Source organism: Streptococcus sp. GMD4S (genome assembly GCF_000296955.1).
In genome coordinates, this window is the sequence record NZ_AJRE01000033.1 from 19,139 (window position 1) to 40,312 (window position 21,174).

Annotated in this window: 19 protein-coding genes and 1 riboswitch; of the genes, 11 read left to right on the plus strand and 8 right to left on the minus strand. The window is 43.3% G+C overall.

Annotated features, from left to right (window positions below; translation table 11 throughout):
- Positions 1–15 precede the first annotated feature (15 nt).
- Positions 16–167: riboswitch (M-box (ykoK) riboswitch) on the minus strand.
- 55 nt (positions 168–222) lie between these two features.
- Both GMD4S_RS02710 and uvrA read right to left on the minus strand, forming a co-directional pair.
- Positions 223–1,284 (minus strand): M24 family metallopeptidase, encoded by a 1,062-nt coding sequence (locus GMD4S_RS02710; protein WP_001042876.1) that lies wholly within the window; start codon positions 1,282–1,284, stop codon positions 223–225.
- Positions 1,277–4,108 carry an excinuclease ABC subunit UvrA gene (uvrA, locus tag GMD4S_RS02715; protein WP_001152875.1) on the minus strand — a complete coding sequence of 944 codons (2,832 nt, stop codon included), beginning with the start codon at positions 4,106–4,108 and terminating at the stop codon, positions 1,277–1,279. The genes GMD4S_RS02710 and uvrA overlap by 8 nt, the downstream gene beginning before the upstream one ends.
- Before the next feature lie 136 nt (positions 4,109–4,244).
- Here uvrA and GMD4S_RS02720 point away from each other — a divergent pair, with 136 nt between their 5' ends.
- The 5 genes from GMD4S_RS02720 (at position 4,245) to GMD4S_RS02740 (ending at position 7,812) form a co-directional block, all read left to right on the plus strand.
- Positions 4,245–5,189, plus strand: a complete 945-nt coding sequence (locus GMD4S_RS02720; RefSeq protein ID WP_000815617.1) for a magnesium transporter CorA family protein — start codon at positions 4,245–4,247, stop codon at positions 5,187–5,189.
- A gap of 11 nt (positions 5,190–5,200) precedes the next feature.
- On the plus strand, positions 5,201–5,878 hold the full coding sequence (locus tag GMD4S_RS02725; RefSeq protein ID WP_000077993.1) for a DUF1129 domain-containing protein: 678 nt from the start codon (positions 5,201–5,203) through the stop codon (positions 5,876–5,878).
- A 15-nt stretch (positions 5,879–5,893) separates the two neighbouring features.
- Positions 5,894–6,241, plus strand: a complete 348-nt coding sequence (locus GMD4S_RS02730) for a TfoX/Sxy family protein (RefSeq protein WP_000331822.1) — start codon at positions 5,894–5,896, stop codon at positions 6,239–6,241.
- Positions 6,242–6,408: 167 nt separating this feature from the next.
- Positions 6,409–7,443, plus strand: a complete 1,035-nt coding sequence (locus tag GMD4S_RS02735) for a S66 family peptidase (RefSeq protein ID WP_000255130.1) — start codon at positions 6,409–6,411, stop codon at positions 7,441–7,443.
- 105 nt (positions 7,444–7,548) lie between these two features.
- Positions 7,549–7,812 (plus strand): SemiSWEET family transporter, encoded by a 264-nt coding sequence (locus GMD4S_RS02740; RefSeq protein ID WP_000166112.1) that lies wholly within the window; start codon positions 7,549–7,551, stop codon positions 7,810–7,812.
- 79 nt (positions 7,813–7,891) lie between these two features.
- On the opposite strand, the gene GMD4S_RS02745 is transcribed toward GMD4S_RS02740, so the two are convergent.
- Genes GMD4S_RS02745 through GMD4S_RS02755 form a run of 3 tightly spaced genes read right to left on the minus strand, consistent with a single transcriptional unit; the run spans position 7,892 to position 10,306 of the window.
- The gene (locus GMD4S_RS02745) at positions 7,892–8,458 is read right to left on the minus strand and encodes a DNA-3-methyladenine glycosylase I (RefSeq protein WP_001126063.1); all 567 of its coding nucleotides are present in this window, start codon (positions 8,456–8,458) and stop codon (positions 7,892–7,894) included.
- 9 nt (positions 8,459–8,467) lie between these two features.
- Entirely contained in the window at positions 8,468–9,061 is a 594-nt protein-coding gene (gene ruvA, locus GMD4S_RS02750; RefSeq protein WP_000273401.1) for a Holliday junction branch migration protein RuvA, read from the minus strand.
- 12 nt (positions 9,062–9,073) lie between these two features.
- Entirely contained in the window at positions 9,074–10,306 is a 1,233-nt protein-coding gene (locus GMD4S_RS02755) for an MFS transporter (protein ID WP_000657470.1), read from the minus strand.
- Positions 10,307–10,478: 172 nt separating this feature from the next.
- On the opposite strand from GMD4S_RS02755, the gene GMD4S_RS02760 reads away from it, so the two are divergent.
- Complete coding sequence (locus GMD4S_RS02760) at positions 10,479–10,985, plus strand: helix-turn-helix domain-containing protein (protein WP_008277272.1); 507 nt, start codon at positions 10,479–10,481, stop codon at positions 10,983–10,985.
- A gap of 141 nt (positions 10,986–11,126) precedes the next feature.
- Here the strand turns inward: GMD4S_RS02760 and mutL are convergent, their stop codons facing one another.
- Positions 11,127–13,076, minus strand: coding sequence for a DNA mismatch repair endonuclease MutL (gene mutL / locus GMD4S_RS02765; protein WP_000078275.1), 1,950 nt, complete (start codon positions 13,074–13,076; stop codon positions 11,127–11,129).
- A gap of 208 nt (positions 13,077–13,284) precedes the next feature.
- On the opposite strand from mutL, the gene GMD4S_RS02770 reads away from it, so the two are divergent.
- Complete coding sequence (locus GMD4S_RS02770; protein ID WP_000861939.1) at positions 13,285–13,725, plus strand: LytTR family DNA-binding domain-containing protein; 441 nt, start codon at positions 13,285–13,287, stop codon at positions 13,723–13,725.
- On the plus strand, positions 13,722–14,180 hold the full coding sequence (locus tag GMD4S_RS02775; RefSeq protein WP_000743970.1) for a DUF3021 domain-containing protein: 459 nt from the start codon (positions 13,722–13,724) through the stop codon (positions 14,178–14,180). The genes GMD4S_RS02770 and GMD4S_RS02775 overlap by 4 nt, the downstream gene beginning before the upstream one ends.
- A gap of 40 nt (positions 14,181–14,220) precedes the next feature.
- On the opposite strand, the gene mutS is transcribed toward GMD4S_RS02775, so the two are convergent.
- Positions 14,221–16,755 (minus strand): DNA mismatch repair protein MutS, encoded by a 2,535-nt coding sequence (gene mutS / locus GMD4S_RS02780; protein WP_000179928.1) that lies wholly within the window; start codon positions 16,753–16,755, stop codon positions 14,221–14,223.
- A gap of 50 nt (positions 16,756–16,805) precedes the next feature.
- Entirely contained in the window at positions 16,806–17,252 is a 447-nt protein-coding gene (gene argR / locus GMD4S_RS02785; protein WP_001231483.1) for an arginine repressor, read from the minus strand.
- Between the two features lie 154 nt (positions 17,253–17,406).
- On the opposite strand from argR, the gene argS reads away from it, so the two are divergent.
- The 3 genes from argS to GMD4S_RS02800 all read left to right on the plus strand — a co-directional run bounded on the left by argS (position 17,407) and on the right by GMD4S_RS02800 (position 21,138).
- The gene (argS, locus tag GMD4S_RS02790; protein ID WP_001092718.1) at positions 17,407–19,098 is read left to right on the plus strand and encodes an arginine--tRNA ligase; all 1,692 of its coding nucleotides are present in this window, start codon (positions 17,407–17,409) and stop codon (positions 19,096–19,098) included.
- A 334-nt stretch (positions 19,099–19,432) separates the two neighbouring features.
- Positions 19,433–19,678, plus strand: a complete 246-nt coding sequence (locus GMD4S_RS02795; protein ID WP_000084866.1) for a hypothetical protein — start codon at positions 19,433–19,435, stop codon at positions 19,676–19,678.
- Between the two features lie 197 nt (positions 19,679–19,875).
- The gene (locus GMD4S_RS02800; RefSeq protein ID WP_000084703.1) at positions 19,876–21,138 is read left to right on the plus strand and encodes an NRAMP family divalent metal transporter; all 1,263 of its coding nucleotides are present in this window, start codon (positions 19,876–19,878) and stop codon (positions 21,136–21,138) included.
- Positions 21,139–21,174 lie beyond the last annotated feature (36 nt).

The following is a 21,174-nucleotide window of genomic DNA, read 5'->3' on the forward strand; positions in this document are numbered from 1 at the left end:
GGATTAAAAAACTAATTATCTGTTTTTTCGTTCAAGCTTTAACTCCATAGGGCGATGTAATGAGCTTAGTCTTGGCCTTCGCGACCAGGACTGTTGACCAACGAGTAGTGTCTCCACTGCTTTGCGGTAGTCATCCGTATCCCTATGGTAGCCTCACCTACCGTTTTCGTCTATCAGTATAAACCTTTAAAATATAAAAGTCAATGATTTATCTTAATTTTCTTAAATAACAATTAATTCCTTCGGCGCTAGAGTCAACAATTCGCAACCGTTATCTGTAATTAAGATATCATCTTCAATACGAACGCCATATTTACCTTCAATATAAATACCCGGTTCATCAGTCAAGACCATACCAGATTTAATGACTTCTTTGGAAGTTTGGCTAAAGTAGGGTTCTTCGTGGATATCCAGTCCGATACCGTGTCCAATACCGTGGGTAAAGTAGTCGCCATAGCCTGCCTCGATGATAATATCACGAGGGATTTTGTCAAAGTCACGGAAACCTAAGCCAGCCTTAGCTTGGTCAATCAGAGCTTGGTTGGCTTTCAGAACCGTATTGTAAATCTCTGCTTGCTCGTCGCTGACATGTCCTAGATAGATGGTCCGTGTCATATCACTGACGTAGTGGTCGTAGAGACAGCCGAAGTCCATGGTGATTGCTTCGCCTAGTTCTACTGGCTTGTGCATTGGGTGGGCGTGAGGTTTAGAAGAGTTGATTCCACTTGCTAGAATGGTATCAAAAGACAAGCCAGATGCTCCCAACTCACGCATACGGAAGTCAAGGAAGTTGGCAATTTCGATCTCAGTTTTTCCTGGTTTGATAAAGTCAAGCGCATCACGAAAAGCTTGGTCTGAGATAGAACATGCCTTGCGAATAGTCGCAATCTCTTTCTCATCTTTAATCATACGAAGTGCTTCAACAAACTGAGTCTGTGGAAGCAAGTCCAAACCTGCAAAAGCTGCCTGCATACGGTGGTAATAAGAAACCGAAATCTCGTCCTCAAAACCAACGCGAGACAAGCCCATATCCTTAACAATGCCTGCAATAACAGCCAATTCATCGCGGTCAGCCACAATCTCAAAACCTGTCACTTCTTGCTTAGCAGCAATGATATAGCGAGAGTCTGTCACCAAAACCTGACGGTCACGGCTGATAAAGACTGTTCCATTTGAGCCCCAAAAGCCGGTCAGGTAATAGACGTTTTTAAGGTTGTTGATGATGATACCATCTAGTTCTTTTTCTTGCATTTTAGCTAGAAATGCTTGCACACGTTTATTCATGATGTAACTTTCCTTTCAAATAGTGTCCTGTGTAGCTGGCTTCATTGGCTGCTACTTCTTCTGGAGTTCCTGTTGCGATGATGGTTCCGCCACCGACACCGCCCTCAGGTCCCAAATCGATGATATGGTCTGCCGTCTTGATGACATCCAGATTGTGCTCAATGACGAGAACAGTATTGCCATCGTCGACAAAGCGAGCTAAAACCTTGAGCAAGCGAGCGATATCCTCGGTATGAAGCCCTGTCGTCGGCTCATCCAGAATGTAGAAGGATTTTCCTGTCGAGCGTTTGTGGAGCTCACTAGCTAACTTCATACGCTGGGCTTCTCCACCTGAAAGGGTGGTAGCTGGTTGTCCTAACGTTACATAGCCCAGCCCCACATCCTTGATGGTCTGAAGTTTGCGTTGAATCTTGGGAATGTGTTGGAAAAATTCCACCGCATCGTTGACGGTCATGTCCAAAACCTGCGAGATATTTTTTTCCTTGTAGTGAACTTCGAGGGTTTCACTGTTGTAGCGAGTCCCATGGCAAACTTCACAAGCAACATAAACATCTGGCAAGAAGTGCATCTCAATCTTGATAATCCCGTCACCTGAGCAGGCTTCGCAACGACCGCCCTTGATGTTGAAACTGAAACGGCCCTTCTTGTAGCCTCGAATCTTAGCTTCGTTTGTCTGGGCAAAAAGGTCACGTATATCGTCAAAAACTCCCGTATAGGTAGCCGGGTTAGACCTTGGCGTTCGCCCGATTGGACTCTGGTCAATATCAATCAAGCGGTCTACATGCTCAATCCCTGTAATCGTCTTAAATTTACCAGGCTTGTCTGAATTGCGATTGAGCTTCTGCGCAATGGCTTTTTTGAGGATGCTGTTGATTAAGGTCGATTTCCCTGAACCTGACACACCTGTCACCGCGATGAATTTTCCTAATGGGAAGCGAGCAGTGATATTTTGCAAGTTGTTCTCACGCGCACCTGTCACTTCGATAAAGCGACCATTTCCGGCACGGCGCTCTTCTGGTACTGGAATGGCACGTTTACCTGACAAGTACTGGCCTGTAATAGACTTACTATTACGGGCCACCTGCTTGGGTGTTCCTGCAGCAACAATCTCGCCACCAAAAACACCGGCACCTGGACCAACGTCAATCAGATAATCCGCCTCGCGCATGGTATCTTCGTCGTGTTCCACCACGATGAGAGTATTGCCCAAGTCACGCATCTTTTTCAGACTAGCAATCAGGCGGTCATTATCCCTCTGGTGAAGACCAATCGACGGCTCATCCAGGATATAAAGGACACCTGATAAATTGGACCCAATCTGGGTTGCCAAGCGAATACGCTGACTCTCTCCACCTGATAGGGTTCCTGCCGAACGTGACAGGGTCAGATAGTTAAGACCTACGTTATTGAGGAAGGTCAATCGATCCTTGATTTCCTTGAGAATGGGACGGGCGATAATCGCTTCATTTTCAGACAAGGTCAGCTGGCTCACCAACTCCAAGTGGTCTGCGATAGACAGATCTGAGATTTCACCAATATGTGGTCCTTGCTCACCACCCACACGGACAGACAAGGCCTGATCGTTGAGACGATAGCCATGACAGGTTCCACAAGTCAGCTCATTCATGTAGAGTCGCATCTGGGTACGGGTGTAGTCACTGTTAGTCTCATGGTAACGACGCTTGATATTATTGACAACTCCCTCAAAAGGAATGTCAATATCGCGCACACCGCCAAATTCATTTTCATAGTGGAAATGGAATTCCTTGCCATCAGACCCGTAAAGAATCAAGTTTTTATCTTCTTCTGACAAGTCCTCAAAAGGCTTATCCATATCCACTCCAAAGGCTGTCATGGCCTGCTCTAGCATGTTTGGATAGTAGTTGGATGAGATAGGATTCCAAGGTGCCAAGGCTCCCTCACGCAAAGTTTTGCTGGTATCAGGAACCACCAAGTCAACATCCACCTCCAGCTTGATGCCCAAACCGTCACACTCACTGCATGAGCCAAAAGGAGCATTAAAGGAGAAGAGACGTGGCTCTAACTCTGGAACAGTAAAACCACAAACTGGACAGGCATAGTGCTCAGAAAAGAGCAACTCAGAATCGTCCATAGTGTCGATAATGACATAACCTTCTGCGATACGAAGGGCAGCCTCTATGGAGTCAAAGAGACGGCTACGAATGCCCTCCTTGATAACAATACGGTCAACCACAACATCGATATTGTGTTGCTTGCTCTTGGACAACTCTGGCACTTCGGTCACATCATAGACTTCCCCATCCACACGGACACGGACATAGCCATCTTTCTGAACCTTTTCAATGACACTCTTGTGTTGCCCTTTTTTCTTACGAATGACCGGAGCTAAAATTTGCAGACGTTGGCGTTCTGGTAATTCCAAAACCTTATCCACGATTTGCTCTACAGAAGAAGCCTTGATAGCCCCGTGTCCGTTGATACAGTAAGGCGTCCCCACACGTGCGTAGAGGAGACGCAGATAGTCATTGATTTCAGTCGTTGTTCCAACGGTCGAACGAGGGTTTTTACTAGTCGTTTTCTGGTCGATGGAAATAGCTGGGCTGAGACCATCAATGGCATCTACATCTGGTTTTTCCATGTTGCCCAAAAACTGGCGAGCATAGGCTGATAGACTCTCTACATAGCGACGTTGGCCCTCAGCATAGAGGGTATCAAAGGCCAGACTGGATTTCCCAGACCCTGACAAACCAGTCACAACAACCAGCTTGTCTCGCGGAATCTCCACATCAATATTTTTTAAGTTATGGGCACGTGCCCCATGAATCACAATTTTATCTTGCATCTTTGTTCTTTCTAGTCCATTATTGCTTTCCATTATACCAAAAAATGTGAAATTCTATTACCCAAAAAGCTGTTTTTATAGTATAATAGTACGGTGCAAAAAATGAATCACTGAATAGTAGGAAAGGATAGGGGATATGAAACAAGTTTTTCTCTCAACAACAACGGAATTTAAAGAGATCGACACGCTTGAACCAGGTACTTGGATCAACCTCGTCAATCCTACACAAAATGAATCGTTGGAAATCGCTAACGCCTTCGACATTGACATTGCCGACCTTCGAGCACCGCTCGATGCGGAAGAAATGTCCCGTATTACCATCGAAGATGAGTACACTTTGATCATCGTGGACGTTCCCATCACAGAGGAAAGAAACAATCGTACCTACTACGTTACGATTCCGCTGGGGATTATCATCACAGAGGAAACCATTATCACCACCTGCTTGGAACCCCTCCCCGTTCTCGATGTCTTTATCAACCGTAGACTGCGCAACTTTTACACCTTCATGCGTTCACGCTTTATCTTCCAGATTCTCTATCGCAACGCCGAACTTTACCTTACGGCCCTTCGTTCGATTGACCGTAAGAGTGAACAAATCGAAAGTCAACTTCACAAATCCACTCGAAACGAAGAGCTGATTGAGCTCATGGAATTGGAAAAGACCATCGTCTATTTCAAGGCCTCACTGAAGACGAACGAGCGCGTGATTAAGAAATTGACTAGCGCAACTAGCAATATCAAGAAATACCTAGAAGACGAAGACCTACTCGAAGACACTCTGATTGAAACCCAACAGGCCATCGAGATGGCAGATATCTATGGAAATGTCCTTCACTCTATGACAGAGACCTTTGCCTCTATCATTTCCAACAACCAGAACAACATCATGAAGACCCTGGCTCTCGTGACCATCGTTATGTCTGTCCCAACCATGATCTTCTCAGCCTACGGGATGAACTTTAAGGATAATGAAATCCCTCTAAACGGTGAGCCTCATGCCTTCTGGTTAATCGTCTTTATCGCCTTTGCTATGAGTGTTTCGCTCACTCTCTATCTCATCCATAAAAAATGGTTCTAAGAGGAATCCCTATGTCTCAGATTGATTTACAAAAATTAACTAAGAAAAACCAAGAGTTTATCCACATCGCTACCCAACAATTTATTAAAGATGGTAAAACAGACGCTGAAATCAAGGCTGTCTTTGAGGAAGTCATTCCTAAAATCCTTGAAGAGCAAGCCAAGGGGACGACTGCACGTTCCCTCTACGGGGCTCCAACCCACTGGGCTCATAGCTTCACTGTCAAGGAGCAATACGAAAAAGAGCATCCAAAAGAAAATGACGATCCAAAACTCATGATTATGGACTCAGCCCTTTTTATCACCAGTCTCTTTGCATTGGTTAGCGCTCTGACTACCTTCTTCTCTACAGATCAGGCTATTGGCTATGGCTTGATTACCCTCTTGTTGGTTGGACTTGTAGGAGGACTTGCCTTCTACTTGATGTACTACTTTGTCTACCAGTACTATGGACCAGACACAGATCGTAGCCAGCGCCCTCCTTTCTGGAAATCAATCCTCGTCATCCTCGCTGCTATGCTTCTTTGGTTGGTTGTCTTCTTTGCAACAAGCTTCCTACCAGCCAACCTCAATCCAGTCCTTGCTCCATTGCCTTTGGCTGTCCTAGGAGCAGCCCTTCTCGCCCTTCGCTTCTATCTCAAGAAACGTTTCAATATCCGAAGCGCAAGCGCAGGCCCATCACGTTATTAAGAGAAGTGAAAAGCTATGGCATATAGTCAATCTTTAGCTCAGCAGATTCGAAAAATTCTAGCACTCAAACTTCCTCCCCAAATTTTCGAAGAAGAGCTAGAAGAAAAGAAACTGTTTGGTGGCCTTGCCTTTATGATTCGTGGGAAAATGGTCCTTACAGTCAGTTCCAGAAAGGACGAACTGGTTATGGTCAGAATTGGCAAAGAAATAGAAAAGCAAGTTCTACCCCGAACAGGAGCTCATACTACATTGATGAGAGGGCGACCTTATCATGGCTATATAGACCTAGATATTGAAGGTCAAAAAGAACTTCCTTACTGGATTGATTTAGCCCTCTCCTATAATCAAGAGTTAACCAAGTAACTCATATCTAGTGAGATTACAGATTAGTAAAACGATAAGCAACTGCACTAGCGGTTGCTTTTTTCTTGCTTTCTTGATATCCAATAGAACTTCTACCCCCAATCCCTATAGTTTTCTCCCATCTTTTATGATAAAATAGGCTCAATCAATTTCTAGGAGGATGAGATATGGTTTCTACTATTGGTATCGTGAGTTTGTCTAGTGGTGTTATCGGAGAGGATTTTGTCAAACACGAAGTCGATTTGGGTATTCAACGTCTCAAGGATTTGGGACTCAATCCTGTCTTTCTGCCCCATTCGCTAAAAGGGTTAGACTTTATCAAGGACCATCCGGAGGCACGTGCAGAGGATTTGATGCAGGCCTTTTCTGATGATAGCATCGACATGATCCTATGCGCCATCGGTGGGGATGATACCTATCGCTTGCTACCCTACCTTTTTGAAAACGACCAGCTCCAAAAGGTTATCCAACAAAAGATTTTTCTTGGCTTCTCGGATACAACCATGAACCACCTTATGTTGCACAAACTAGGGATCAAGACTTTTTATGGGCAATCCTTTCTAGCAGACATTTGTGAATTGGACAAGGAGATGTTGCCCTATAGTCTCCACTACTTTAAAGAATTGATCGAGACGGGAAGAATCTCAGAAATCCGCCCTAGCGACCTTTGGTATGAGGAACGGACTGATTTTAGTCCCAAGGCTCTGGGAACAGCTCGTATCAGTCATGTAAATACAGGCTTTGATTTGTTGCAAGGAAATGCTCAGTTTGAGGGAGAAATTCTCGGTGGTTGCCTTGAGTCCCTCTATGATATCTTTGACAATTCTCGATACGCAGACAGCACGGACCTCTGCCAAGAGTACCGACTCTTCCCTGACTTATGTGACTGGGAAGGAAAGATTCTCTTGCTAGAAACAAGCGAAGAAAAGCCTGAACCTGATGATTTCAAAAAAATGTTGCGGACTTTAAAGGACACGGGGATATTTGGGGTTATCAGTGGACTCTTGGTCGGAAAGCCAATGGATGAAACCTTCTATGACGACTATAAGGAAGCACTATTGGATATCATTGATAACAATATCCCGATTGTCTATAATCTGAATGTCGGTCACGCAACTCCAAGAGCCATTGTGCCCTTTGGCGTTCACGCTTATGTGGATACACAGAAGCAAGTCATTCGCTTTGACTATAACAAAAAATAAACAATTTCTCCATTTTTGTGCTTTGGTATTGATTTTCGTTACAATTTGTGTCTGAATTTATTGCATTTTGCTTATTTCTATGATATCTTTTTAAAGGAGGTGTATATGACTAAACAAAAAATAAATCAAATTGTCGGTTCAATCGGGGCCTTTATCGGGATTATTGTATTTATCGCCTACATCCCACAAATTTTTGCCAATTTACAAGGCAACAAGGCTCAACCATTTCAGCCTTTATCCGCAGCAGTATCTTGTTTAATTTGGGTTATTTACGGATGGACAAAAGAACCTAAGAAGGATTGGATACTAATTATTCCAAACTCAGCCGGCGTTGTCTTAGGTGGACTGACATTTCTCACTGCACTATAAAAATTACTAGCATATAATCAAAAAGCTGAGAAACTCATCTCAGCTTTTTCTATATTCTCAGATAATTAGACGCCTGCACTCACTTATTTCCGCTTTTCCACTCACAATCATTTTCGTGGTCGTCAATCAGACCTGCCGCTTGTAGAAAAGCTAAAACTGCGACTGGACCTGTGAACTTGAAGCCTCGTTTTTTGAGATCTTGAGATAACTTTTCAGACAAGGCTGTTTTAGCAGGTGCTAGGTGATAGTCAGGAACATCATTCACGATCGTTTTTCCCTCAACAAAGGACCAGAGATAAGCGTCAAAAGAGCCAAAGGTTTTCTGGACTTGTAAAAATGCTTGGGCGTTGGCACGCGTCGCAAAAATCTTGGCTCGATTTCGAATGATGGTTGGATTCTCTAACATGGCTTCCAACTCCCCATCTGTCATTTCCGCGACCTCTTGAATTTGATAGCCATGAAATGCTTCTCGGAAAGCCTGGCGTTTGTTGAGTACCGTTTCCCAAGACAGACCAGCCTGATAAGTCTCCATACAGAGCAGTTCAAAAAGAGCGCGGTCATCATGAAGGGGTTGCCCCCACTCCTCATCATGATAGGCTACATATAAGGGATTATTCATTTTTACCCAACCACAGCGTTTTGGCATATTATACTCCTATTTGACCAACATCTTAAGGGCCGACTTGATATAGTTCTCTGCTGTATCCGTCGTTCCTTCAAAGAATTTCTTGATTTTCTTAAGTTCAGTCGCCTTGTAGCCCAGTGCCAGCATGGCTTCCATAGCTTCTTCCAGTTCTTGGTTTTCAGCGCTGGTTTGCACTGCGACCTTGGAAGGAAGGTCATCACTAGCCACGACTACCTTGCCTTCCAAGTCCAGCACCATCTGCTGGGCTGTTTTCTTGCCAATTTTAGGGAACTTGGTCAAGTAGGTGATGTTCTTAGTCTCGATCGCTTGAACCAAGCCAGCATTGTCATCAGCTGCGATGATAGCAAGAGCTGACACAGGACCAATCCCTGAGACCGAGATCAGACTGAGAAAGAGCTTTTTCTCATCTTCTGAGCGAAAACCGTAGAGCAGATGGGCATCCTCACGAACAACTTGGTGCACATAAATCTGAGTTTCTTGATTGACCTGACCTGAGTAGGCATAGGGATTGGCTACATGCAAGATATAACCGATACCATTTGCCTCAAGGATGATATATTTAGCAGTGATTTTGGTAATGATTCCTTTTAGATATTCGTACATAATTTTCACTTTCTATAATTGATTTGCAATTCCTTGTAAATGCGCTGCTCTGATGATAAGAAGCAACCCAAGTACTGCACACACAATAAAAACGAGCCAAACACCTACAGCACCTGTTGCAGCGCTGATAGAAATCATCGCCCCCGCTAAAATAGACGCTAAAGGCTGCGCCATATTAAGGAAACCTGAGTAGGTTCCGAGCTTATTCTCATTCATCATTTCCGCCCGCAAAACTTGGCTTGGCGGCATGCAGATGAGTTCCCCCATAGTATAGAGAATGGCTAGCAAAAACAGAGCCCAGAAACTCCTGAAGACAATGGTGAAAAGCATACCCAAGTCAAAGATAATACTTCCCAATAAAAACTGCGGTATGAGCTTCATTTCCTTGGTCAAACGATTGGCAGTCGTTATGAAGCAAACAATAATCAGGGTATTGATAAAGACCATGATACTGAGCATCTTAGCTCCTGAAATATGAATACCGAAAATACTACTCGCGATGAATGACTCTTTCAAATGAACGGGTATATAATTGTCAATTTGCAACCAGATAACTCCATTAAATACAGTCCCTAACGTATAAAGTAGGAAAATTTTGTCCTGAAAAACAGAAACATAATTTTTCACAGTTGCCAAAGGACTGCTACCATGCTCAAAGACCAGATTAGCTGGCTTGCTTTCTGAAAAATATTTCCAAGCGAGGAAAAAATTCAAGAAGCTAATCACCGTCAAAACCAGAAGCAACTCAAAAAAATGGTGGTCGTAAAAGAAACCTGCAAGCCCTGCTCCTAACATAACGGATACATTGACAAACCAATAACTAATCGTATAAACGAAACGGCGATTTTGCTCGTCGGTCAAATCAATAATCATCGCATCAATAGCCGGCCAAGAGAAAGTTCCTGCGGTCTCTGCCAGCAACATTCCGACAAAAGTCAAAAAGGGAAAAATATGATTAGGCATATTTGCCAGCAGCACAAGAAAGTAGCCACTCGCAAGACCAAAGTTTCCCCAGTCAATGACTTTCTTACGTCCCCAAAGATCCGCCAAATGTCCACCATACAGCCCAGCTAAAAAACCAATGAGTTTGGTTGTGATCATCAATAACCCCGCCCAAAAGGCTCCAAAATATTGAACATAGTACATGGCCATAAAAGGAGTAATGGCACTCTCTAAAATCCGTGCTACAAAGCTCATCCATTCCCGCATTTGAATTTGCTTGGGGAGGGCAAAAAATTCTTTCATCTTTCATTCCTTTTTCATAATTTCTTCGCTTTTTCTTACCTAGTATATCATATTTTTTTGCTGAAAACTGCAAACACAAGTGCAACCTCTGGTTGACAAATAGTACAGGAGATTGTATTCTCATAATAAGTAAAAATTGTTAGGATAGAAGTAGAAAAAGGAGGATAGAATGATGAAACTCGCAGAAAAACTATTTGAACTCCGAAAGGAAAAAGGTTGGTCCCAAGAAAAGCTAGCAGAACAAATCAATGTTTCTCGGCAAAGCATCTCCAAATGGGAGTCTGGACAAGTCCTTCCTGAAATCGAAAAAATCATTGAAATAAGCAAGATTTTTCAAGTGACAACTGACTATCTACTACTGGATGAAAGCATTGAAAAAGTTTCCACAGCAGTGATTTTGGAGGAAGACAAAGACAACTACTATAAAAAGGTTAAATCCTTTGGTCTTTGGCAGGTGATTTATATTTTTGTATTGGCTCTGGCTATCTATCTCTTTTTAGCCGGTTCTAGTTTTCCAGCTGAATTCACCGCTTGGATCTGGCTAACCTTCGTTCTCTTAATCGCTTCTGCTGTCGCTATCAATAAGGTTCTCAAAACCAAACAACGTTATCTTGATAAGGTCATTGGTCTTGAGACTCCTTCAGACAACGACGATTCTACAAAGCCTGGAATCACCTAATTCAGTTTTCACAACATTTTTATAGAACTGGTCTTGTCAAGCAAGTGTAAATATCGTGTCAAGTTGCCCATGTCCAATCAAGTTCCCACCTTAGAAAAACTAAAAAGCCTTGTTCAAAAGGAACAAAGGCTTTTTGTGTTCTTAATATTTCCCCAACTCACGAAGACTCGTATGATTTTCCTGAATGCGTCGGAACATTTTTTCCATATCTGACTTGGTAAAATGCACCAAAACGGGACGTCCGTGTGGACAGTTGTAGGGGTTATCACATTGAGAAAGCTGATAAAGGAGCTGTCTGGCTGAATGGTCATCGATACGGTGATTGGCCTTGATCGACCGCTTGCAGGACATCATGATAGCCAGCTCTGCTCGGTATTTCTTGATCGAAACTTCTTTAGTTAAGAGGAGCATATCGCACATCTCATAGATACCAGATTCGATTTCCTCTTCGGCCATCCAAATAGGATGTTCACGCAGGATAAATTGATTTTCTCCATACTCTGCTAGAAAAACACCTACTTCCTCTAGGAGAGGCATTCTTTCTCTAAGACGAAGGGCATCATCCGCAGGAAATTCAAAGATGTAGGGCACTAAGAGTTGCTGCTGACTCTGGTCAACATTGCCGATGCTTTCACGGTATTCCTCGTACTTAACCCGCTCCTGAGCTGCATGCTGGTCAATGATATAGAGTCCATCTCGCCCCTGGGCAAAGAGATAAGTCCCGTGCATCTGTCCGAAAAATTCCAATTCTGGAAAGCTTGATGATTCTTCTCGCTCCAGCTTATCATAGGCTTTATCGAGACTAGCAAGGTCCAACTCTGGATGGTCTAGTTGGTCATAGCTAGCTGGCTTTCTCTCTGCAAAATGCAGTTTTGCAGGCTTGGTCAACTGGTCCAAGGTTTCCTTGGCAAACAGGGTTAAATCCTGTCTTTCTTCAGTCAAGCCTACTTGATGGTCTGAAACCTCAACTTGAGTCGGTCTTGTTACTTCTGTTTGTTCATAGTAAAGCGTATTTTCTTTGAGTGGGAGAATGGTCTGCTCTACCTTTTGACGATTACGAACGGTCGACTTGGCAAGATTTTCTAAAGCATCAGGTATCAAGGCTTGTTCCTTGAGACTATTTGAAATAGCCTCTGAAAGCAGCGCCATCAGTTCTCTTTCCTTAGAAATCCGCACTTCTTGCTTGGTCGGATGCACATTGACATCTGCCAAATAAGGATCAATATGGATGTGAATGACAGCCAGTGGAAAACGCCCTACCATGAGCTTGCTTCCATAACCGTCAAGAATAGCACGGTTGAGTAGAAAGTTCTTGATATAACGGCCATTGATGAAGAGGCTGATATAGTTGCGATTTGCTCGGGTTAACTCAGGCAGAGACACAAAACCTGTAATTTCGAAATCTAAGTCAGAGTTCTCAATTTCAATCATCTTCTTAGCACTCACCAAACCGTAAATCCCTGCGATGGCTTGACGCAGTTGACCAGTCCCTGCTGTCCGCGTCATTTCCTTGCCATCACTGATTAAACTAAAAGAAATCTCGGGATGAGCCAATCCCAGACGGTTGACAATATCAATGATATGAGACAGCTCAGCTTGCTGGCTCTTCATATACTTGAGGCGGGCAGGTGTGTTGAAAAAGAGGTCCTCCGCACAAACCTTGGTCCCCACAGGACTAGTCGCTGGAATGACTTCCTCAACTTCACCCCCACGCGCAACGAGCTTAGTCCCATGACTCGCACCATCCACCGCTGTCAACAGAGTCAGCACACTGACAGAAGCGATAGAAGGCAGGGCTTCACCACGAAAACCGAGTGTCCGAATCCGAAAGAGGTCTGCTTGATTTTTTATCTTACTGGTCGCATGTCGACGCAGGGCCAACTCCACCTCATCGTGGGCAATTCCATGACCATTATCTGTGATTTGAATCTTCTTAAGACCAGCTTCCTCAATCTCAATGATAATCTGACTTGAGCCCGCGTCAATGGCATTTTCTACCAACTCTTTGACCACACTGGCAGGACGTTCAATAACCTCTCCTGCTGCGATCTGGTTTGCCAGCACCTCTGGCAATTCAATAATTTGAGACATCTTTCAGCCCCTTTCTGTATCTATTTTCCTAGAAATTGATTAGTGCTATTATACCATATTTCAGATACTATCAGAAAAAGCAAATACCACATAGACTCCAAATCTGTCCACATAGGCAAAAGCTCTTGCTAGGGGTCGTAAAATAGTGTTTAATAAAGGTGTACAGGAAGTGATCACAACCTTGTATAACTGAAAAGGAGGGAAATTTATGAAAGTAGAACTACAGATTAAGGAGACTTACGAGGAGGAAAAGCTGATTATCCAAGCACCTCAGCCGACCGAAAAAGTCCAAAAAGTCATCGAGTTCGCAGAAAATCTTGACCAAAAAGAAACAATCAAAGGAAAGATTGATGATCAGGTCTATCTAGTTAAGATTGGTAAGATACAACGCTTCTATATCGAGAATCGGAAGGTTCTAGCAGAAACTGCATCTCAGACCTATACCATTGATTTTCGGCTCTATCAAGTGCTTGACATTCTGCCGACCACTTTTATCCAAATTTCCCAATCTGAAATCGTTAATATTGACGCTATCTCTCATCTCAAACTAACCCCCAACGGCCTGGTCGAAATCTTTCTCAAAAACGAAAGCTTCACCTACTCTTCACGCCGTTACCTAAAAACCATCAAGGAGAAATTAGAACTATGAAAAAACAAATCTTTCACGATGCAGCCGCTGGTGTACTTATCGGCCTCATCCTCTCTATCCTCTTTTCACTCATTTATGCACCAAATACCTATGCCCCACTAAGCCCCGAGTCTCTTATCGGCCAAGCGATGGCTCAACATCAGGTTCACGGTGCTCTAGTCTTGCTCTACTGTATGGTCATCTGGTCAGCTATCGGTGTTCTCTTTAGCTTTGGCAGTCGTTTATTCAGCCGTGACTGGAGCTTGCTCCGTGCCACACTTTCCCATTTCTTCCTCATGCTGGCTGGCTTTGTTCCACTAGCAACTCTGGCTGGTTGGTTCCCCTTCCACTGGACCTTCTATCTCCAGCTTATTCCAGAGTTTGCGATTGTCTACCTCATCATCTGGACTATTCTCTATAAAAGAGAAGCTAAAAAAGTAGACCACATCAATCAACTCTTGGCCCATAAAAAGTAATAGAGAAAATCCCACTCACAAAAATGTGAGTGGGATTTTTTTATAACTTTTGTTTGAGCTCGACCAAGACATTCATAGCCTGCATCGGTGTCATATTGTATACATCCAGTTTAGCTAATTCTGCTAGGATAGGATGCTCTGCAGGCGCGTCAAAGAGTGACATCTGTTCAGTAACAGCGCTTGTTTGTCTCATGGGAGCAGGACTTTCCGTCCCTTGATTCTCCAGTTGAGTCAATATCTTATCCGCCCTTGCTAAAAGTTCTGCTGGCAAGCCAGCAATCTTAGCAACGTGGATACCATAGGATTTGTCAGCTGGTCCTGGTTCGATCTTGTGAAGGAAGGTGACCTGTCCATCCTGTTCTAAGGTTGCCACGTGGACATTGACCAAGTGTTCCAAGCTGGACTCCAGACTGGTCAACTCATGGTAGTGGGTCGCAAAGAGAGTTTTGGCTCCGATATGTTCATGGATGTATTCGATGATGGATTGGGCCAGAGCCATTCCGTCATAAGTTGCAGTTCCGCGTCCCAATTCATCAAAGAGAATCAAGGAATCCTTGGTCGCATGCGAAATGGCATTGTTGGCCTCCATCATCTCCACCATAAAGGTTGATTGACCTGAAACCAAGTCATCTGCTGCTCCGATACGGGTAAAGATAGTATCGAAGATAGGCAAATGGGCGCTTTCTGCCGGCACATAAGAACCCAGCTGGGCCATAACCGCAGTCATGGCTAACTGGCGCATGTATGTTGATTTCCCACTCATGTTGGGCCCTGTAATTAGCTGAATACTCGTATCTTCTGCCATCTGGATACTATTTGGAATATAGGTCTGAGCTCCCATGACCTTTTCGACGACAGCATGGCGCCCTTTCTGGATATCAATTTGTGAATCGTCTCCAAACTCAGGTCGGATCAAATGCTGGGTTTCAGCCACAACTGCTAGACTTTGCAAGACATCAACCGTTGCAATTCCTTGGGCTAGAGCCTGCAAACGCTGGATGTACTTGCTGACTTCCTCACGGATACGCATAAAGATTTCATATTCTAGGTTGGCTGACTTCTCGCGCGCCTCCAGCATATCTCCCTCGATACGGGCTAATTCCTCGGTACCAAAGCGTTCCGAATTTTTCAACGTCGCCTTGCGGAAAAAGTGGGCTGGCACATTTCCCAGTTGCGAATTAGTCACATGGAAATAGTAGCCATCCTTTTTATTGTAGTCAATCTTAAGCGTGCTGATACCAGAGTTTTCTCGCTCCTTAGCCTCAATCTCAGCAATCCAACTGGTCCCTTCTCTGAGCACTCGACGGTATTTATCCAAGGTTTCATCAAATCCAGTCCGGATAATACCACCTTCCGTAATCACGTGAGGAGCTTCAGGAGCAATCGCAGCACTAATCAAGCTCTCCAACTCCGGAATGGCATCCAGCTGTGCGATGAGATAGGCTAGAGCAGGCTGCTCCATGCCTTCTAAAATCGCTCGAATCCGTGGCACACTAGATAAGGTAGTCGCCAGTTGCAAGAGATCCTTTGGATTGGTCTTGCCAAAAGAAACCCGACTAGCCAAACGTTCGATGTCATAAACACCCTTGAGACTGTCTGTCAAATCACTACGCTCAAAGAAGTGGTCAAGAAAGACCTGCACCACCTCTTGACGTTGGACGATTCGTTCCTTATCAATCAAGGGACGATGGATCCAAGAGCGCAAGAGCCGCATGCCCATAGCTGTTTTGGTTTCATCCAAAAGCCAGAAAAGACTCCCCTGCTTCTTGCCTGAACGGGCATTCTCAACCAAATCCAGACTAGCCTTGGTCGCATAATCCATCTGCAAGAAATCTTTAATTTCATAGTGGATAACTGGTTTGAGATGGTTCAATTCTCGCATCTGGGTACGGTGAACATACTGGAGGAGCTTACTAGCTGCCGCTTGCTCCACAGCTGCCAGTCGTGGATCCAGTAAATGAATATCCTCAAAGCCTTCCTTCTCATAAGAAAGCACCAGATTCATCTGACGGCTGAGGATTTGTTCTTCTTCCTCAGACAAGTCATAACCCAGCACCACTTCTCGAGCCTTGAGATTACGGATTTCCCCACAAACCAACGTGAAATCTAATAGACCTGTCACATAAAAGTCACCCGTCACCAAATCCATATAAGCCAGACCAAATTGATTGCCATCACAATCTAAGGAAACCAAGAAATTATTCTGACTATCCGGCTTACTGCTATCAACGACCGTTCCAGGTGTGATGACCTGGACCACCTCTCGCTTGACAACACCAACTGCTTGTTTGGGATCTTCCATCTGCTCGGCTATGGCTACCTTATAGCCCTGCTCAATCAGAACATCGATATACTGCTGGGCAGAATGATAGGGGACACCCGCCATGGGTATCGGATTTTCTGCATTTTTATTCCGACTTGTTAAGGAAATTTCTAAAATCTGCGCTGCATTAATTGCATCTTCATAGAACAACTCGTAAAAATCACCCATTCGAAAAAGCAAAAAAGCATCTGGGTATTGTTTCTTAATATCCACATACTGTTGCATGCCGGGTGATAGCTTTTCTGTTGCCATTTTCCGTCTCTCCTTGCTAAAAATAAGTCTTGAGAGCAACTCCCAAGACCTTATTTATCTTTCATCAAATCTAGCAAACGATCTTCCATCAGCTTGGCAACGTGCTGGTCTCGACAAATAACCAATAAGGTATTAGCACCAGCAACCGTTCCTAAAATCCATTCATCCTTGTTTGCATCTACAATGTTTGCTAAGACTGCAGCTTCCCCAAGTTTGGTATGAAGTACCAAGGTGAACTCTGCTCTTGCAACACCTTCTAAATGATGAGACAAAAACTCAACTAAATCAATCTTATCTGTCTCATTTGCTAGTACATAATACACCATATCATTTTTCTTAACCTTGGTCAAGCCGATTTCACGCAAATCACGTGACAAAGTCGTTTGTGTCACATAAACATTACGAGCTTCTAAACGATCTTGAATCTCTTTTTGTGTCCCAAGTTTTTCTTCGGTGATCATCTTTTTAATCAACTGATGCCGTTCTCTTTTTCTCATATTATCCTCTTAAGTGAATATTTATAACAAGTTTTACATTTATTTTATAACTACATTATACCAAAAAAACTAGATAATTCAAAAAAATTCTTTTCTTTCTCAAAAAATGTAGTAAATTGTGTTAAAATAGTAAAAAAGCCCAAAAGGAGCCCTTATGAATACAAAAGAATTGATTGCTAGCGAGTTGGCTAGCGTCATTGATAGCCTGGACCAAGAGGCTATTTTAAATTTACTGGAAACACCTAAAAACTCAGAAATGGGAGATATCGCCTTCCCTGCCTTTTCTCTAGCAAAGGTCGAGCGTAAAGCTCCTCAAATGATTGCAGCAGATATTGCTGAAAAAATCAATAGTCAAGCCTTTGAAAAGGTTGTTGCTACTGGACCTTACGTCAACTTTTTCCTTGATAAATCGGCTATTTCGGCTCAGGTATTACAGGATGTTATCACTGAAAAAGAGCACTATGCTGACCAAACCATTGGCAAGCAAGAAAATATCGTTATCGATATGTCTAGTCCCAATATCGCAAAACCATTCTCTATTGGGCACTTGCGTTCAACAGTTATCGGAGATAGCTTATCACATATTTTTCAAAAAATCGGTTATCAAACGGTCAAGGTCAACCACCTAGGAGACTGGGGCAAACAGTTTGGAATGTTGATCGTTGCCTACAAGAAATGGGGAAATGAGGAAGCCGTTAAAGCGCATCCAATCGATGAACTTCTTAAACTCTACGTTCGCATCAATGCTGAAGCTGAAAAAGACCCTAGCTTGGATGAAGAAGCACGCGAATGGTTCCGCAAACTGGAAAATGGAGATGAGGAAGCCCTCGCTCTCTGGCAATGGTTCCGTGATGAAAGTTTAGTGGAATTCAACCGCCTTTACAATGAATTACAAGTTGAATTTGACAGCTACAACGGAGAAGCCTTCTACAACGATAAGATGGATGCTGTTGTAGATATTCTCGCTGAAAAAGGACTTCTTGTTGAGTCAGAGGGAGCCCAAGTTGTCAATCTTGAGAAATATGGAATTGAACACCCAGCCCTTATCAAAAAATCTGATGGTGCAACTCTCTATATCACACGAGACTTGGCTGCAGCCCTTTACCGTAAAAAGGAATACCAATTTGCAAAATCCATCTATGTTGTTGGTCAAGAGCAATCTGCCCACTTCAAACAACTCAAGGCAGTACTACAAGAGATGGGCTACGATTGGAGCCAAGACATTGTCCATGTTCCGTTTGGATTGGTAACAAAAGAAGGGAAAAAACTCTCTACCCGTAAAGGAAATGTCATCTTGCTAGAACCGACTATCGCTGAGGCTGTTAGTCGTGCCAAGGCCCAAATCGAGGCGAAAAATCCTGAGTTAGAAAATAAAGACCAGGCTGCCCACGCTGTTGGAGTTGGGGCTATCAAGTTCTATGATCTTAAGACCGACCGTACAAATGGATATGACTTCGACCTTGAAGCTATGGTATCCTTTGAAGGGGAAACTGGACCTTACGTTCAATACGCCTACGCTCGTATCCAATCTATCTTGCGCAAAGCCGATTTCAAGCCAGATACAGTTGGCAACTACAGCCTGAATGATGCTGAAAGCTGGGAAATCATAAAACTACTCCAAGACTTTCCACGTATTATCAATCGTGCAGCAGATAACTTTGAACCTTCTATCATTGCGAAATTTGCGATTAGTCTGGCTCAAGCCTTTAACAAATATTATGCACATACACGTATCCTAGATGAAAGTCCTGAGCGCGACAGTCGTCTAGCACTCAGCTACGCAACCGCAGTGGTCCTCAAAGAAGCCCTTCGTTTGCTCGGAGTAGAAGCGCCAGAGAAGATGTAAATCGCCAAAGTTACTTGATTGCAAAGCAATCTAAGTAACTAACGCCAAATCCTATTCGGACTTTGGCTAGGCGCTTCACTAGTAAAGAAACATAAATATTGTCGATTTATGTTTCTTTACGTCGTAACCAGTACGAGTTGCCCAAACGCTTTACTAATTCACCAGACCAAATAATATCGATTTGGTTAGGCTCATGTCGTAATCTTTTAAATTACTTGAAAGCAATCTGAAAGATTGAGGCAAAATAACATTTATATTGTGTTCGGCATTGTAGCATTTCAATGAAACAATTTATTCACTTTTACTATTTCTTTATCACACTGGGAGATTCCTTATGAGCCAATATGCTTATATCCTCGTTGTACTTAGCTTGGTTTTCCTTTTTCTGCTCAATAAGTACGAGAAGGAAAGACTTCAAAGACTCTACCAAGAGCAACTTTTGAAGGACGAGACATTTAGGTCTGACATCAAAGAGAAAATTCACACGACTGAAAATATCAATGATGTCATTGCACATATCAATAAAACTTACCGTCTGGGAATGTTGCTCTCAAAAGACGTCACAGATCAATTGAAATAATCAAAATCCGAGAAGCTTTCTTCTCGGATTTTTTAGGCTTACCATATTCTCCTTGGAGAAATTTCATTAATGCATGTAAAGTTTTCTGTAATTTTCTATATTTTTTCAAAATGGTCTTGCATTTCCTTTAAGATTTTTGTAGAATAGTAGCTATCTATTCAGATTATTCTGAAAATTCAAAAATAGGAGTGTTTATTATGTCACAAGTTACGTTATCAAACCAGTCAACCTGGGCAAGCAAACTAAAGGCAATGGGGCCAGGAATCCTAATGGCTTCTGCTGCCGTTGGAGGTTCTCACATTGTATCCTCTACTCAAGCTGGTGGTTCTTATGGGTGGTCACTACTCCTCTTGGTTATCTTGGCCAATGTTTTTAAATATCCATTTTTCCGTTTTGGTGCCGAATATACTGCCGACACTGGTAAAACCTTGGTAGAAGGCTATGCTGAAAAAGGAAAAATCTATCTCTGGATTTTCTTTGTCCTCAATGTCTTCTCTGCTATGGTTAATACAGCTGGAGTCGCTATCCTTTGCTCAGCCATCATCGCTAGCGCCTTCCCAATGATTGGACTTAGCATCACTCAGTGGTCCCTTATCCTTGTTGCAGTCATTTGGGCCATGCTACTCTTTGGTGGCTACAAACTATTAGATGGTATGGCAAAATGGATCATGTCTGCTTTGACCATTGCAACTGTTCTTGCAGTTATCATTGCAGCAATTAAACATCCAGAATACAGCTCTGATTTTGTCGAAAAGACACCTTGGCAAATGGCGGCACTCCCTTTTATCGTTTCCCTCTTAGGATGGATGCCTGCCCCTATTGAAATTTCAGCCGTCAATTCACTCTGGTCTGCTGAAAAGAAAAAGACCGTCAACTTTAATACAGCGGACGCCCTTTTCGACTTTAACGTTGGTTACATTGGAACTGCTATCCTAGCTGTATTCTTCGTGGCACTAGGAGCACTGATTCAGTATCCTACAGGACAAGCAGTTGAAGCAGCTTCAGCCAAGTACATTTCTCAATTTGTGGGTATGTATGCCTCTGTTCTTGGAGAATGGTCCCGTTATTTGATCACCTTTATCGCCTTTCTCTGTATCTTTGGAACGGTCATCACCGTTATCGATGGCTACTCTCGTGTCAATCAGGAATCGCTGCGACTCTTGATTCGTCAAAAAGAGGATTCTCGCAAATCTTTGAACATCTGGATGACCATTACCGCTATCATTGGTATCGTAATTATTAAATTCTTTGCTGGTCAAGTTTCCACCATGCTTCGCTTTGCCATGATCGGTTCTTTCCTGACAACACCATTCTTCGCTCTTTTGAACTATGTATTGGTGACACGTGAGAATAAAAATCTTCCTTCTTGGCTAAAACTCCTCGCTATCGCAGGATTGATTTTCCTCTTTGGCTTCGCTATCTTCTTTATCTATGCACTTGCCATCGGAAAAGCAGGATAGTTTATAAAATGGCACCCTGACAGGGTGCTTTTTGCA

What these genes read in the sequence shown, in the direction of transcription:
- GMD4S_RS02710 (WP_001042876.1), bottom strand. Translation starts at nt 1,284, where the DNA reads ATGAATAAACGTGTGCAAGCATTTCTAGCTAAAATGCAAGAAAAAGAA.
- uvrA (WP_001152875.1), bottom strand. Translation starts at nt 4,108, where the DNA reads ATGCAAGATAAAATTGTGATTCATGGGGCACGTGCCCATAACTTAAAA.
- GMD4S_RS02720 (WP_000815617.1), top strand. Translation starts at nt 4,245, where the DNA reads ATGAAACAAGTTTTTCTCTCAACAACAACGGAATTTAAAGAGATCGAC.
- GMD4S_RS02725 (WP_000077993.1), top strand. Translation starts at nt 5,201, where the DNA reads ATGTCTCAGATTGATTTACAAAAATTAACTAAGAAAAACCAAGAGTTT.
- GMD4S_RS02730 (WP_000331822.1), top strand. Translation starts at nt 5,894, where the DNA reads ATGGCATATAGTCAATCTTTAGCTCAGCAGATTCGAAAAATTCTAGCA.
- GMD4S_RS02735 (WP_000255130.1), top strand. Translation starts at nt 6,409, where the DNA reads ATGGTTTCTACTATTGGTATCGTGAGTTTGTCTAGTGGTGTTATCGGA.
- GMD4S_RS02740 (WP_000166112.1), top strand. Translation starts at nt 7,549, where the DNA reads ATGACTAAACAAAAAATAAATCAAATTGTCGGTTCAATCGGGGCCTTT.
- GMD4S_RS02745 (WP_001126063.1), bottom strand. Translation starts at nt 8,458, where the DNA reads ATGCCAAAACGCTGTGGTTGGGTAAAAATGAATAATCCCTTATATGTA.
- ruvA (WP_000273401.1), bottom strand. Translation starts at nt 9,061, where the DNA reads ATGTACGAATATCTAAAAGGAATCATTACCAAAATCACTGCTAAATAT.
- GMD4S_RS02755 (WP_000657470.1), bottom strand. Translation starts at nt 10,306, where the DNA reads ATGAAAGAATTTTTTGCCCTCCCCAAGCAAATTCAAATGCGGGAATGG.
- GMD4S_RS02760 (WP_008277272.1), top strand. Translation starts at nt 10,479, where the DNA reads ATGAAACTCGCAGAAAAACTATTTGAACTCCGAAAGGAAAAAGGTTGG.
- mutL (WP_000078275.1), bottom strand. Translation starts at nt 13,076, where the DNA reads ATGTCTCAAATTATTGAATTGCCAGAGGTGCTGGCAAACCAGATCGCA.
- GMD4S_RS02770 (WP_000861939.1), top strand. Translation starts at nt 13,285, where the DNA reads ATGAAAGTAGAACTACAGATTAAGGAGACTTACGAGGAGGAAAAGCTG.
- GMD4S_RS02775 (WP_000743970.1), top strand. Translation starts at nt 13,722, where the DNA reads ATGAAAAAACAAATCTTTCACGATGCAGCCGCTGGTGTACTTATCGGC.
- mutS (WP_000179928.1), bottom strand. Translation starts at nt 16,755, where the DNA reads ATGGCAACAGAAAAGCTATCACCCGGCATGCAACAGTATGTGGATATT.
- argR (WP_001231483.1), bottom strand. Translation starts at nt 17,252, where the DNA reads ATGAGAAAAAGAGAACGGCATCAGTTGATTAAAAAGATGATCACCGAA.
- argS (WP_001092718.1), top strand. Translation starts at nt 17,407, where the DNA reads ATGAATACAAAAGAATTGATTGCTAGCGAGTTGGCTAGCGTCATTGAT.
- GMD4S_RS02795 (WP_000084866.1), top strand. Translation starts at nt 19,433, where the DNA reads ATGAGCCAATATGCTTATATCCTCGTTGTACTTAGCTTGGTTTTCCTT.
- GMD4S_RS02800 (WP_000084703.1), top strand. Translation starts at nt 19,876, where the DNA reads ATGTCACAAGTTACGTTATCAAACCAGTCAACCTGGGCAAGCAAACTA.